The sequence below is a fragment of the Thauera mechernichensis genome (genome assembly GCF_029588855.1).
GTDB classification, from domain to species: Bacteria; Pseudomonadota; Gammaproteobacteria; order Burkholderiales; family Rhodocyclaceae; genus Thauera; species Thauera mechernichensis.
In genome coordinates this window covers 315,009-328,469 of sequence record NZ_JARQZE010000002.1, presented here as the reverse complement: position 1 = coordinate 328,469, position 13,461 = coordinate 315,009, and the positions used below count along the sequence as shown (strand labels likewise).

Here is a 13,461-nt window from a genome sequence, read left to right as displayed (position 1 = left end):
GACGCGCGCAATGCGACGACAAATGCCGCTATCGGCACGCCAACGCGCGGAGCACCCCGGCAAGTGCATTGACGGCGATGTCCATCTCGTCCGGCGTGTAAGCCGCGAACCCCATCAGGAAACCGGCCTTGTGCGTGGTCGAAGCATGCAGCGCCGTCAGCCCCAGGAGATCGATTCCCACCCGCGCCGCGCCATCGATGACCGCGCGCTCGGAGATGTCGCGGGTGAAGACACAGGGCATCTGCATTCCGCCTGCCGGCACCCTCGGTTCGACGAAGTCGGCCAGATGCGCGCGTACGAGCCCTGCCAGCACGTCGAGCCGGTCGGCATAGACGCCACGCATCGCGCGCACATAGGCGCCGAAATGCCCCCCTTCGATGAAGCGTGCCAGCGTCAGCTGGGGGATGGATGCGCTGTGCCCGTCCAGCAAGGTCCGCGCCACCGTCATGGGCGCCACGAGCTGGGGCGGCAAGACCACGTAACCGATGCGCAGGCCAGGAAACAGCGACTTGGTGAAGGTGCCGATGTAGATCGTCCGATCGTACGGGTCGAGCCCCTGCACGCAGGCCGTGGGCTTGCCCGCGTAGTGGAACTCGCTGTCATAGTCGTCCTCGATGATCCAGGCCTGGTTCTGCCGCGCCCATTCGATCACCGCGAGCCGCCGATCCAGCGCCAGTGTCGCACCGGTCGGGAACTGATGCGAGGGCGTCAGGAAGACCGCCCTGGCCGGGCTCGCCGCATCGTGCAGGCGCGCCACCTGCATGCCCTGGTCGTCGAGCGGCACGGGGACACACGCTAGCCCGGCGGCATCGAACGCCTTGCGGGCACCGTGGTAGACGGGGTCTTCGATGAAGATCCGGTCGCCCGCGTCGAGCAGTACGGTTGCGCACAGGGCCAACGCCTGTTGCGAGCTGGTCAGTACCAGCACACGCTCGGGCGTGGCGCGCGCGCCCCGCTCAAGATTGACGTAGTCCGCGATGGCGCGGCGCAACGGCTCCACGCCCTGGGGTGGGCTATGCCGCAAGGCCTGGGTGCCATAGTCCTTCAACACCTGTCGTTCCAGGCGCTCCCAGGTTCGCAGCGGAAAGCTGCGCGTCTCCGGCACCCCGGGGGCGAACGGCCTTGGCGCAACAAAGTCGCGCACGCCGCCGCCCTGGAGTATCGACGTACCACGCTGACTCAGACGCACCGACTCGCGCTGGGGCCCGGTGCGCGGCGCGGTGCCACGCCTTGACGAGGCCTGCGCCCGCTCGGACACGAAGCTGCCGCTCCCCACGCGCCGTTCGATGAAGCCTTCCGCATGCAGCTGGCTGTATGCCGACTCGACCGTATCGCGCGAGACGCCGAGCGACCGGGCCAGTGCCCGCGACGCTGGCAGCGGTTTGCCGACGTCGAGTGCGCCGTCGAGGATCAACTGCCGGAGCGCACGCTGAATGCGGGCATGCAGCGGCAAGGCGCCGTGGGCGGGGTCTCCAATCCAGGCTTTGACCGATTCGAGTTGGGCGTGCTTGAACAATTGGCTGGTATCGCTTAACGAAAGTGGTGGGGAACAACGGGCCATTTTAGGCTTAAAAAGCTGCTTTCGGAGCAGATCGATCCCCCACTCTCCTGGAGCCCCAAGCCCGCCATGTCGTCATCCACCTCGCCTTCACCCATCTGTCCGAGCGATCTCGCCCATCCCCTGGTGGCCGGGCTGGTCTCGGTCATCGTCAACTACGGTGGCACCTTCATCCTCGTCTTCCAGGCCGCGAAAGTGGCCGGCCTCAGCCCGGAGCTGACAGCCTCCTGGGTGTGGTCGATCTCGATCGGCGTGGGCGTCACCGGGATAGTCCTGAGCTGGACGGCACGCGAGCCGATCATTACCGCGTGGTCCACGCCGGCCGCCGCGTTCCTCATCACCGCACTTGCGACCACGCCCTATGCCGAAGCGATCGGTGCCTACCTGCTCTCGGCGGCGGCCTTCGTGGCATTGGGGTTGTCCGGGTACTTCGAGAAAGCCATCCGGCTGATCCCACCGGGCATTGCCGCCGGATTGCTGGCCGGCATCCTGCTGCAGTTCGGCATCGGTGCCTTCGGTGGCATGAGCATCGACCCCGTTCTCGCGGGCTTGTTGATCACGGCGTATCTGGTACTCAAGCGCTTCACCGCACGCTATGCCGTGGTGGGCATCCTGGTTCTGGGGCTGGCCTTCCTGCTCATCGAGGATCGCGTCGATCTGTCGGGGCTGGCATTGCAACTCGCCGCGCCGGTTTTCACGATGCCGGCGTTCTCGCTCAACGCCACCTTGAGCGTGGCACTGCCGCTGTTCCTGATCACGCTGACCGGCCAATACATGCCAGGCATGCTGGTGCTGCGCAACGACGGCTTCAAGACAAGTGCGAACCCGATTGTGACCGTCACCGGGCTCGGTTCGCTGCTCATGGCACCGTTCGGTTCCCATGCGTTCAACATCGCCGCCATCACGGCCGCGATCTGCACCGGCCGGGAAGCGCACGAAGACCCGTCCAGACGCTGGATCGCCGGCATCGCCGCGGGGGTCTTCTACATCCTCGTCGGGGTGTTCGGCGTGACCTTGGCCGCCCTCTTCATGGCCTTCCCGACGACCTTCATCACCACGCTGGCCGGCCTGGCGCTGCTGGGCGCCATCGGCGGCAGCCTGGCCGGCGCCATGGCCGACGCACAGGCGCGCGAGGCCTCGCTGATCACCTTTCTGGCCGCAGCCGCCAACATCAGCTTGCTGGGCATCGGCGGTGCGTTCTGGGGCCTGGTGATCGGGCTGGTGGCGCATGCGGTGCTCAACGGCCGCCTGCCCCAACGAGCGCCAAGGCAGGTGATGGCGCCCGCCCCCGCGAACAAGGGGGTGAGCTGATGCGCCCCTCTGTCGATGCCGTGCTTCACCACGACCCGCATGGACGCTATCCCGAGGCCCTCACCGTGGAGGACTTCCGCCACAAGCTGGCCGCCGTGCGGGCACGCATCGACGCCGCCTGCCGTCGCGCGGGTCGCGATCCGGCGGACGTGCGCCTGCTCCCGGTGAGCAAGACCAAGCCCGCAGCCAGTATTCGCATGGCCTACGCGGCCGGTTGCCGGATGCTGGGCGAGAACAAGGTGCAGGAGGCCCATCGCAAATGGGAAGCCACGCAGGATCTCGGCGGGCTGCACTGGTCGATCATCGGCCACCTGCAGACCAACAAGGCGCGGATGGTGGCGCGCTTCGCCGACGAGTTCCAGGCGCTGGACAGCCTGCGCGTGGCCGAGGCACTGGAACGCCGCCTGCAGGTCGAGGGACGCTCACTGGACGTGTTCGTGCAGGTCAACACCTCGGGCGAGGCCAGCAAGTATGGCCTGGCACCCGAGGATGTCCCAGGCTTCGTGCGCGCCCTGCCGGCCTTCTCTGCCCTTCGCGTGCGCGGCCTGATGACGCTCGCGCTGTTCTCCAGTGAGGCCGAACGGGTACGGCAGTGCTTCATCCTGCTTCGCACCCTGCGGGACCGACTGCGCCAGAGCGCCGCCGCAGGTATTGGCCTGGATGAGCTGTCCATGGGCATGTCCGGCGACTTCGAGATCGCCATCGAGGAAGGTGCCACCGTGGTGCGTGTCGGCCAGGCCCTCTTCGGCGCCCGCCCCTTGCCCGACAGCCACTATTGGCCGACGGACCCCCAAACAAAGGAACCCCGATCATGAAGACCGCCATCGCCATTCGCCATCTGGATTTCGAAGACCTGGGAACGCTGGAACCCCTGCTGCAAGCGCGCGGCTACACGATCGAGTATGTCGATGCGACTCGAGATGCGTTGAACACCCGCGCTGTCGATGCTGCTGACCTGCTGGTGGTGCTCGGTGGCCCCATCGGCGCCTTTGACGACGAGGCCTATCCATTCATCGTGGATGAGTTGGCCTTGGTGCGTCGGCGGCTGGACGGCCATCGCCCACTGCTGGGGATCTGCCTGGGCGCGCAACTCATCGCGCGCGCGCTTGGCGCCAGGGTGGCCCCCATGGGTGTCAAGGAGATCGGCTTTGCGCCGCTGACGCTGACAAAGGAAGGTCAAGCCTCGCCGCTGGTCGCGCTGGGCAACGTGCCGGTCCTGCACTGGCATGGCGATCAGTTCGACATTCCACCCGGCGCGCTGCGACTGGCAGGGACGGATATGTGCCCCAACCAGGCCTTCTCGGTCGGGCGCCATGTGCTCGGGCTGCAATGCCACCTGGAGGCAGACCCGCGCCAGATCGAACGCTGGCTGGTCGGACACGCCTGCGAACTGGCCCAGGCGGGAATCGACCCGCGCGCACTGCGCACCCAGGCATGCGCCCTGCACACACGGCTACCGCAGGCTGCGCGGGCGGCGTTCTCCCGCTGGCTCGACGGCGTCGAATCGGAACCGCCCTGCAGCCAGCCATGACGGCGAAACGCTCTCCGTGCCACTTCGGTTCGACTTGCTCCAGCCCATCCCACGTTTCCCAAGACACCTACCTGAGGCAGCAATCATGCAATACCACGCGTCGCACCTGATGCGGGCCTATGCCCGTCAACCCGTTTCCTTCGTCCGCGGCTCCGGCGCACGCCTGTGGGATGCACAAGGCGTCGAGTACCTGGATGCCATTGCCGGCATCGCGGTCACCAGCCTGGGCCACGCCCACCCCGAGATCGCCGCCGCCATCAGCGAGCAGGCCGGGCTGCTGCTGCACACCTCCAACGTCTTTCGCATCGACGGGCAGGAGCGGCTGGGCGCGCGCCTGTGCGCATTGACCGGCATGCAGAAGGCTTTCTTCTGCAACTCGGGGGCAGAAGCCAACGAAGCGGCGCTCAAGCTGGCGCGCCTGCATGGACATCGCAAGCAGGTGGCGCAGCCCCAGATCCTCGTGATGGAGAACGGCTTTCACGGTCGCACCCTCGCAACGCTCTCGGCAACCGGCAACCCCGCGAAACAACGCGGCTTCGAGCCACTGATGCCGGGCTTCCTGCGCGTGCCCTACAACGATCTCGACGCGGTGCGCCAGGCTGCCGCGCAGTGGCACGACATCGTGGCGGTGCTCGTCGAGCCGGTGCAGGGCGAAGGGGGAATCCGGGTTGCCACAGCCGATTACCTGCGCGGACTGCGTGCCCTGTGCGACCAACACGACTGGCTGCTGATGGTCGACGAAATCCAGGCCGGCATGGGCCGGACCGGCGCCTGGTTCGGCCACCAGCATGCGGGCATCACGCCCGATGTCGTCACGCTGGCGAAGGCGCTGGGCAACGGTTTTCCGATCGGCGCCTGCCTGGCGCGGGGGCAAGCCGCCGACCTGTTCTCACCCGGGCAGCACGGCTCGACATTTGGCGGCAACCCGCTCGCTTGCCGGGTCGCGTGCTCGGTGCTCGACATCATGACGCGCGAGAATCTTCCTGAGCGGGCCGCCCTGCTCGGTGTGCGCCTGCTCGACGGCCTGCAGCGGGCACTGGGCAGCCACCCCGACGTGGTCGCCATCCGTGGCCAGGGCCTGATGGCGGGGATCGAACTGAACAGGCCCTGCACTGAGCTGGTCGGGCGCGCCCTGGCCGAACAGCGCTTGCTCATCACGGTGACCCGCGGCAACACCATCCGGCTGCTGCCCCCGCTGGTCTGCGACGAAGCGCAGATCGACGACATCGTGGCGCGCCTCGCCCACCTGCTGTCGCCGACCGCATCGGACGGCCCTGCAGCGCCCGTCGAAACGACGCCGCAGGAAGCAGCGGCATGAAGCTGGGCATCAACGCCCCCGACCGCATCGAGTTCCGGATCCGAACAATTCAGACCACAGGACGACCCACCCATGTATGACCCATCCCTGACGCTCGCCGATTTTGATCCCGAGTTGGCCGCAGCCGTGCTGCGCGAGGCACGCCGGCAGGAAGACCACGCTGAGCTGATCGCCTCCGAGAACTACGCCAGTCCGCTGGTGATGGCCATCCAGAACACGGTGTTCACCAACAAGTATGCCGAGGGCTATCCGGGCAAGCGCTACTACAGCGGTTGCGAGCACGTGGATGTGGCCGAGCGCCTGGCCATCGAGCGGGCCAAGGCGCTGTTCGACTGCGACTACGCCAACGTCCAGCCTCATGCCGGCGCGCAGGCCAATGCCGCGGTCTTCCTGGCGCTGACCCATCCCGGCGACACCGTGATGGGCATGAACCTGGCCCAGGGTGGCCACCTGACCCACGGCAATCCGTCCAATTTCTCCGGCCGGCACTACAGGATCGTGCCCTATGGCCTCGATCCGGAAACGGGGCTGATCGACTACGACGAGATGGAGCGCATTGCACTGGAAACCCGGCCCAGGATGCTCATCGGCGGCTTCTCCGCCTACTCCCGTTACAAGGACTGGGCGCGCATGCGCGCCATCGCCGACAAGGTGGGCGCCATCTTCTGGGTGGACATGGCGCACGTGGCCGGTCTGGTGGCCGCCGGCGAATACCCGAATCCGCTGCCACATGCCCACGTGGTCACCAGCACGACCCACAAGACGCTGCGCGGTCCGCGCGGCGGCATCATCCTGGCCAAGGGCCAGGATGATGGTTTTTACAGGAAGCTCGACACCGCCGTGTTCCCCGGCATCCAGGGCGGCCCGCTGATGCACGTGATCGCCGCCAAGGCGGTCGCCTTCAAGGAAGCCCTGTCTCCGGCGTTCAAGTCCTACCAGCAGCAGGTGGTCGTCAATGCCCGCGCCATGGCCGCCGTACTCCAGCGCCGCGGCTACCGCATCGTGTCCGGCGGCACCGACAACCATCTGATGCTGATCGACCTCTCAGACAAACCCTATACCGGCAAGGAAGCGGACGCCGCACTCAGCGCCGCGTACGTCACCGCCAACAAGAACTCGGTCCCCAACGACCCGCGCTCGCCCTTCGTGACCTCAGGGCTGCGCATCGGCACACCCGCCGTGACCACGCGCGGATTCGGTGCGGCGGAATGCGAGGACCTGGCCGGCTGGCTGTGCGACGTGCTCGATGCGCTGGAGGCTGGCAGCAGCGAGCAGGTGGCAGGGAGGATTCGGGAGCAGGTGGTAGCCTTGTGTCGTCGCCATCCCGTCTATCGGTAGGCGCTGCTGGATCGCGCCAATCGGTATGCGCACAGCTGCCATCGCTCGTCCTCAGCCACGAGCCTCCAAACATTCGCACCTTCACTTCACATTGAAATCACTGCCCTGGGTACTTGGACCAGTGGCACGGCAATCCGGGCAGGTCGAGGAAACCTCGACCTCCTGGCAGTCGAGCGCGTGTCCGGCTCGGGCAATGCTGAGCAGCAAGGATTGCATGAGGGCCGAATCGTGAAGCTCGCTCACTTTCCCGCAGTGCGGGCAGACCAGAAACAGACCGGGTAGATCATGCGATTCGTGACGGCAGGCCACGAACTGGTTGATACGTCCGATCTTGTGGACCAACCCCTGTTCGATCAGAAAATCCAGTGCCCGATAAACCGTCGGCGGGGTTGCGTTGCTGCGCAGCTGCTTGATCTGGGCGAGCAGGTCATAGGCCTTCAGGCCATTCTCGTGCCGCAGGAGTAGATCCAGGACGTCGCGCCGTATCGGTGTCAACCGCGCGCCGCGCGCCGCGCAGTGGGCTGCGGCGCGGTCCAGAGGATCCTCGCTCTTGTTGGCTGCGCCGTGACACATGATGTTCATGCGCGCAATTCTAGGGGGGCGGGCTGGAATGTACAAATGCAATGTTATAACATTGCATTTGTACATTCCCTCTTTGGCATATGTTCAAGAACCTAGAATCCGCGCCGGCCGGGACGACAGTCGCCACCGATGCCGCGCTTGCCACCCTGCCATTCGATCGGGACGGTCTCATTGCCGCCGTCACGCAGCAGTTCGACACCGGCGACGTGTTGATGCTGGCCTGGATGAATCGCGCAGCACTGGAAGAGACCCTGGCGACGGGACGCGCCTGTTACTGGTCGCGCTCGCGCAAGGCGCTGTGGAGAAAGGGCGAAACCTCGGGGTGCTCGCAGACAGTCAAGGAGGTCCGCCTGGACTGCGACGGCGACGCCGTCCTGCTTCTAGTCGACCAGCTTGACGGAGCCTGTCATACCGGCCGCCGCAGTTGCTTCTACCACCGGATCGACAACGAGCGCCTCGTCGTCCTGAGCGCTCCGCCCCATCGAGACGGAGGCGTCCAATGACCGGGAATCCCGAGGACAGCACGCACAGTGCAAGCATCGGCTCGCAGACCGCAGCGGCACCGGGATCTGGCCGGAACCGGCCGGCGACGATTCGTCTGCACAACACCTTGCGCGGACAGAAGGAAATCTTCGCGCCGCACGATCCGCAACGCGTCACGATGTACGTGTGCGGCCCCACGGTCTACAACTTCGTCCACATCGGCAATGCCCGGCCGGTGGTGGTGTTCGACGTGCTCTACCGCTTGCTCTCGCGGCATTACCCGCAGGTCGTATACGCCCGCAACATCACCGATATCGACGACAAGATCAACGCTGCTGCGCAGGCCGCGGGCGAGCCGATCCGCGTGCTGGCCGAGCGCTTTGCCGCCGCCTATCGCGAGGACATGGCCGGCCTCAATGCGCTGCCGCCCGGCGTCGAGCCCTGGGCCACGGATCACGTGCCGCAGATGATCATGCTGGCGCAGCAACTGATCGAGCGCGGTCATGCGTATGTGGCCGATGGGCATGTGCTCTTCCATGTGCCATCGCTTGCCGGCTACGGCAAGCTCTCCGGCCGCCGGCGCGACGAGATGATTGCCGGGGCCCGCGTGGAAGTCGCACCCTACAAGCGCGACCCGGCGGACTTCGTCCTGTGGAAGCCTTCGACGGACTCGCAACCGGGTTGGGACAGCCCCTGGGGGTTTGGTCGTCCCGGCTGGCATATCGAATGCACCGCGATGATCCACACCCACCTCGGGCGCTCGATCGACATCCACGGCGGCGGCCAGGATCTGATCTTCCCGCATCACGAGAACGAGATCGCGCAGGGCGAAGGCGCCTATGGCGGCGAGTACTGCCGCTACTGGGTCCACAACGGCTACGTCACCGTCGACGGCGAGAAGATGTCGAAGTCCTTGGGCAACTTCCGCACCGTGCGCGACCTGCTGCAGCACTATCCGGGCGAAGTCATCCGCTACGCCCTGCTGGCAGGGCACTACCGCAAGCCGCTCGACTTCTCCCTGGGCGCGCTGGACCAGGCCCGCGCTGCGCTCGACCGCCTCTATGGCAGCCTGTTGCCTTACGGTGATCGGCCGCGACGAGCCCGCGGCGCGGACGCCCAGGACATCGAGGCTGCACTGGCCGATGACCTCAACACCCCGCTCGCACTTGCCCGCCTGCACGAAACGGCTGCGGCCCTGCGCAAATGCACCGACCTCGCGGAACAGGACCAGCTGCTGGAGACGCTGCGCGATGGTGCGGACCTGCTCGGCCTGCTCCAGCAGCCCCCTGGCCAATGGCGACAGCACTCTGTAGAAACGGACGATGCGCCCAGCGTGGAGCGCATCGAAGCCCTGATTGCCACCCGAAGCGAAGCCCGGGCAGCGCGCGACTTCACGCGGGCCGACGCCCTGCGCCATGAATTGATCGCGCTCGGCGTGGGCATCGAGGACGGCGCAGCCGGCACCACCTGGCACCGCCTTCCCGTGCAGGTAAGCGAATGAGGGCCGAGCTCACCCTCGGCGCACACGACAGACGCTCGCTAAAGGCCTGTGGTGGTACAGATGTGCTCACTATGAAAGGCGTACCGGTGCCGACGCCCGGCGCAAACGAGGTGCTGATCCGGGTGCAGGCGACTACCGTCTCCTCCGTGGACCGGCGGATCCGGGCGATGGACTTTCCTTCCGGTTTGCGGCTGGCCGGTCGCCTCGCGTTCGGGCTTAGCCGCCCACGGCGCCCGGTGCTGGGAGCGGAGTTGACCGGCATCGTAGTCGCGCTGGGCAGCCGAACGACACGCTTCAAGATCGGTGACCCGGTCATCGCACTGAGCGGCCTGCGCATGGGCGGGCATGCCGAGTATGTGGTCATTCCCGAGCGGGCTGCGATCGCGGTTCGACCTGCGCCCATGCCGATCGAGACCGCCGCTGCGCTCAGCTTCGGCGGCACGGCAGCACGCAGCTTCCGCTGCCGGGCCAGGCTGTCCGCGGACGAACACATCCTCGTGATCGGTGCGGCGGGGCCGGTGGGCAGTTCGCCCCGCTACTCGACAGCGTTTTCGCCTTCGAAGCGTTGCCCGAAGCGCATGCACGAGTCGATACCGGACACAAGCAAGGCAGCGTCGTGGTCATGACTTGCGGACAGGGCTGACCAGACTGTGCACCTCCTCCTCCACCTGCCGGTCGCCCCCGGCACAATCTGGATCACGACTTGGCGTCTCACGGTTCCGAGGCTGCGCTGAACGCCAGCAGGAGATAGTCGCGCACATGCTTTGCCACGATATCCCGAGCCGACGACAGCTTGATGTGGCGCCGCAGCTTGCCCGTGCCCTCAAGCACCCCGAACGAGTCTTCAAGCGACGCACCCGCGCCGAATTCAAGCGAGACGTGCTTTGCGTAAGAGAAGATCCCGCAGAACGGCTTGCCGACGGAGAATAGGATGCCGCCGTACTTCACCTCTTCGGACACTGACGGCCCCAAGGCGAGAATGATCTCACGCAGTACCTGCACGAGTTCGAAGCGCTCCTGATCAAGCAGGCGGATGTCTTCGAGAAGTTGTGGAATGCGGTCGATGGTCATGGCAGGCAAGGTTCAAGGGGAGAATGCTGCGGTGCACTGTACGGGCGCGGCCATTGCGCACGTTCCAGTCGATATCCGGAGGCTAGGTTCGTCCGTAGTCTCGACAAACAGATCCATTCACGATCACTTCGCAAGACGTCTCCGAATGCGCTCACGGAACGCCTCGACCTCCTCCACGGAGCGCCAAGCAACGTAATGGCGAGTCCCCCGTCGCCGCTCGCCTCGCGCGCGCCCTTGTATCCTTGAGTTCATAAGCGGGCTTGCCATGGCGCAACAAGGTAATTCGCATGTTCCCCGAAACTCTCAATTTATGGCGCACCGATGCATCCCATGACCGCCGGATTATATGCTATTCAAATTGCCTGTTGGCGGATATCAGCAACGCAACCGCCAGCGCCGCAACGGCAAGCGCCGCCAGCATGCCGGGGTAGCCGAGGCGGTCGAGCAACAGCCCGGCTGGCGGCGCGACAGCGATCCGGCCGAACGTAAACAGGCTGGCCTGCAGGCCGTAGTCGGCGGCCCGCCAGTCATCGCGCGCGAATTCCATCATCAGCGCGAAGGCGAGTGCGGAAGCCACGCCCATGGCGACCGCGAGGACTGCGGCGGCGGCGACCAGCCCGGCTTGCGTCCCGTACCCGGCAGCGGCGGCCATCAGTGCAAGCGCAAGGACATTGGCGCCAGCGTAGAGCGGCAGTGCCCGGAGGATGAGCACGCGCGGCACAAGTCCGGCAGCGAAGCTCGCCAGCGCCCCGAGGGCGCCGCCGCCGACACCGGCAATCCAGGCGACCTCGCTGGCCGGAAAGCCACGATCGAGCAGCAGCGGCTTGAGATAGACCCATGCGGCGGCAACGAAGGGAAAGTAGCCGAGCAGCACGACCGTCCAGATCCCCGCCCCGGCCTGTCGGAAGAAGCCGCGCCACACGGCGAGCGGCGTCGAGCGGTGGATGCCGGAACCACTGCCATCGTCCTCGATACATCCAAGCAACCACAAGGCCACGAGCAGGCAGCCCCCCAGCAGCAGGAAGGGCGCCGCCCAGCCAAGCGCCTGCTGCAACAGCAGCATCGCGCCACCGCCGACGACCGCGCCCGCGAACGTGGCGGCCGAGCGCACCCCGCCGGCGCGGGGGCGCTCCTCGGCGGGAAACAGCTTGATCGCCAGCGCATTGACCGGGATGTCCACCCAGGTGGCGCACAGGGCGGCCAACAGCGTCAGCGCGAAGAGGATGCCTTTGTGGGCATCCGCCCCCAGCGCGGCCAGGGACAGCAGGGCCAGGAGGTAGCCGCCGCCGGTGAGCCACGCCCAGCGCCGGTAGGGACGGCGTCCCGCCCGCCAACGTTCGATTGGCAAGGCCAGGAACAGCTTGAACACGGCCGGCAGGCCGGCCAGTTGGAAGAGCCCGATCTCCGCGCCCGACCAGCCTTGCTGCCGCATGACGAGCGGCAACCCCAGCCAGAGATAGATGGCCGGCGCCGTCAGCGCGAAGTTGATCCAGCCGAACAGCACGTGGCGCACGCGCACGTGGGAAAGGGTCGCGCTCATGCCGCCTTCCTCGCAGCGACGACCTGCAGCGGCGCCATCGGAAACAGGCACGAGACAAAGGTCTCGATGCGGCAGAAACCGATGCGCCGCAGCGCCCCAGCCATGTCGCCCCGGCGCCCGACGTGGCGCCCCTGCATCAGCATCGGCAGGTAGTACTGCAACACCTCGACGGCAGCGGCCGGCGTGTCGCCGATCTCTGCGTGCGCGCAGATCAATGCGCCGCCCGGCCGCAGCGCGGCCAGGATCTTGCGCAGGACCGCCTCGGTATCCGGCACGAAGTGCAGCACCGAGGAACACCAGACGAGGTCGTAGTCGCTACCGCCCACACTGCCGATCGCGTCGACCGCCACATCTCCGCCGAGCACGGAGAGCCGGTCTGCGAGGCCTGCGGCGGCGATGTTCTCAGCCGCGACAGCCACGGCTTCGGGGAAATCGAAAACCACGCCGGAAAGCCCGCCCTGGTGTCGCGCCATGCTGCGCCCCCTGCTCGCCTCCGAAGCGACGCCGCTGGATCGGCACATCGCCGCGCTGACCCTCGCGGCCGAGTATCTGCGCCCGCTCATGCCGACCGGCGCGTCCGCCGCGCCGTCATCCACGCATCTCGGCGCCGACGACATCGACAAGCTCCAGCGCGCCCGCGACCTGATGCGAAGCCACATGGACCGTGCATTGACGATCGCGTATCTCAGCACCACCGTGGGCATGAACGAGTGCAAGTTCAAACAGGGCTTTCGCGAACTGTTCGGCGCCCCACCCCATCGATTCCTGCTGGAGTTGCGCATGCGACGTGCGTGGACGCTACTGGAGTCCGGATCGCGAGTGGCACAGGCTGCCTACGCGGTCGGTTACGAGCACCCCGCCAGTTTCAGCGCGGCATTTGCGCGGTATTTCGGGCGCACGCCGAAGTCGGTGTCTGGCGGTCTCAACCATGGCACCGATCCGATTTGACTGCCGGCTCACGAGCAGCGCGGAGCCATCGTCTACCGCGCGCAAGCGGGGGTAAAAGCGGGGGAAATTCGGCGAGCTTATCCTCGCCCTGCTCCGCAGAGCCGGGCGCTATCAACGGTGAGATGCCGCACGGCAGGCCGAACATGTGCTGCCAGCAGATGGCGGCCAAATCCCATGCCCAGTGCCCAGCCAACGCCGTTGGGCTCTGCCATGTATTAACATGCTATTGCGAATACTTCTCATTAACTATAACATGGCACATAAGGTTGAAGTGCAGGCG

14 protein-coding genes are annotated in these 13,461 nt (G+C 66.4%); 9 read left to right on the top strand and 5 right to left on the bottom strand.

All coding sequences use genetic code 11. The features are described from left to right. Window positions 1-28: 28 nt before the first annotated feature. Window positions 29-1,516, bottom strand: coding sequence for a MocR-like pyridoxine biosynthesis transcription factor PdxR (gene pdxR / locus P7F68_RS04450; RefSeq protein WP_277831009.1), 1,488 nt, complete (start codon window positions 1,514-1,516; stop codon window positions 29-31). Window positions 1,517-1,627: 111 nt separating this feature from the next. Here pdxR and P7F68_RS04445 point away from each other — a divergent pair, with 111 nt between their 5' ends. From P7F68_RS04445 to glyA, 5 genes are all read left to right on the top strand, one after another. Further along, complete coding sequence (locus P7F68_RS04445) at window positions 1,628-2,869, top strand: benzoate/H(+) symporter BenE family transporter (protein ID WP_277831007.1); 1,242 nt, start codon at window positions 1,628-1,630, stop codon at window positions 2,867-2,869. Then, the gene (locus tag P7F68_RS04440) at window positions 2,869-3,684 is read left to right on the top strand and encodes a YggS family pyridoxal phosphate-dependent enzyme (RefSeq protein ID WP_277831006.1); all 816 of its coding nucleotides are present in this window, start codon (window positions 2,869-2,871) and stop codon (window positions 3,682-3,684) included. Before P7F68_RS04445 ends, P7F68_RS04440 begins: the two co-directional genes overlap by 1 nt. Further along, a complete protein-coding gene (locus P7F68_RS04435; RefSeq protein ID WP_277831004.1) occupies window positions 3,681-4,400 on the top strand; it encodes a glutamine amidotransferase in 720 nt (239 codons plus the stop codon). The genes P7F68_RS04440 and P7F68_RS04435 overlap by 4 nt, the downstream gene beginning before the upstream one ends. Before the next feature lie 85 nt (window positions 4,401-4,485). Next, window positions 4,486-5,718: an aspartate aminotransferase family protein gene (locus P7F68_RS04430; RefSeq protein WP_277831002.1), complete on the top strand. Its 1,233-nt coding sequence runs from the start codon at window positions 4,486-4,488 to the stop codon at window positions 5,716-5,718. 72 nt (window positions 5,719-5,790) lie between these two features. Continuing rightward, complete coding sequence (gene glyA / locus P7F68_RS04425) at window positions 5,791-7,056, top strand: serine hydroxymethyltransferase (RefSeq protein ID WP_277831000.1); 1,266 nt, start codon at window positions 5,791-5,793, stop codon at window positions 7,054-7,056. An 81-nt stretch (window positions 7,057-7,137) separates the two neighbouring features. Here glyA and P7F68_RS04420 read toward each other — a convergent pair whose 3' ends face one another. Next, window positions 7,138-7,638 (bottom strand): Fur family transcriptional regulator, encoded by a 501-nt coding sequence (locus P7F68_RS04420; RefSeq protein WP_002939375.1) that lies wholly within the window; start codon window positions 7,636-7,638, stop codon window positions 7,138-7,140. Window positions 7,639-7,718: 80 nt separating this feature from the next. Between P7F68_RS04420 and hisI the strand changes: the two genes are divergently transcribed. The 3 genes from hisI to P7F68_RS04405 are packed head-to-tail and all read left to right on the top strand — an operon-like array spanning window position 7,719 to window position 10,248. Then, window positions 7,719-8,141, top strand: coding sequence for a phosphoribosyl-AMP cyclohydrolase (gene hisI / locus P7F68_RS04415; RefSeq protein WP_277830997.1), 423 nt, complete (start codon window positions 7,719-7,721; stop codon window positions 8,139-8,141). Continuing rightward, window positions 8,138-9,622 (top strand): cysteine--tRNA ligase, encoded by a 1,485-nt coding sequence (gene cysS / locus P7F68_RS04410; protein ID WP_277830995.1) that lies wholly within the window; start codon window positions 8,138-8,140, stop codon window positions 9,620-9,622. The genes hisI and cysS overlap by 4 nt, the downstream gene beginning before the upstream one ends. Then, on the top strand, window positions 9,619-10,248 hold the full coding sequence (locus P7F68_RS04405) for an alcohol dehydrogenase catalytic domain-containing protein (RefSeq protein ID WP_277830993.1): 630 nt from the start codon (window positions 9,619-9,621) through the stop codon (window positions 10,246-10,248). Before cysS ends, P7F68_RS04405 begins: the two co-directional genes overlap by 4 nt. 85 nt (window positions 10,249-10,333) lie before the next feature. On the opposite strand, the gene P7F68_RS04400 is transcribed toward P7F68_RS04405, so the two are convergent. From P7F68_RS04400 to P7F68_RS04390, 3 genes are all read right to left on the bottom strand, one after another. Next, entirely contained in the window at window positions 10,334-10,693 is a 360-nt protein-coding gene (locus P7F68_RS04400; RefSeq protein WP_277830991.1) for a DUF1801 domain-containing protein, read from the bottom strand. 349 nt (window positions 10,694-11,042) lie between these two features. Further along, window positions 11,043-12,233, bottom strand: a complete 1,191-nt coding sequence (locus P7F68_RS04395) for an MFS transporter (RefSeq protein WP_277830988.1) — start codon at window positions 12,231-12,233, stop codon at window positions 11,043-11,045. After that, complete coding sequence (locus tag P7F68_RS04390) at window positions 12,230-12,706, bottom strand: class I SAM-dependent methyltransferase (protein ID WP_277830986.1); 477 nt, start codon at window positions 12,704-12,706, stop codon at window positions 12,230-12,232. Before P7F68_RS04390 ends, P7F68_RS04395 begins: the two co-directional genes overlap by 4 nt. On the opposite strand from P7F68_RS04390, the gene P7F68_RS04385 reads away from it, so the two are divergent. Beyond that, window positions 12,705-13,181 carry a helix-turn-helix domain-containing protein gene (locus P7F68_RS04385; protein WP_277830984.1) on the top strand — a complete coding sequence of 159 codons (477 nt, stop codon included), beginning with the start codon at window positions 12,705-12,707 and terminating at the stop codon, window positions 13,179-13,181. The genes P7F68_RS04390 and P7F68_RS04385 overlap by 2 nt on opposite strands. Window positions 13,182-13,461 lie beyond the last annotated feature (280 nt).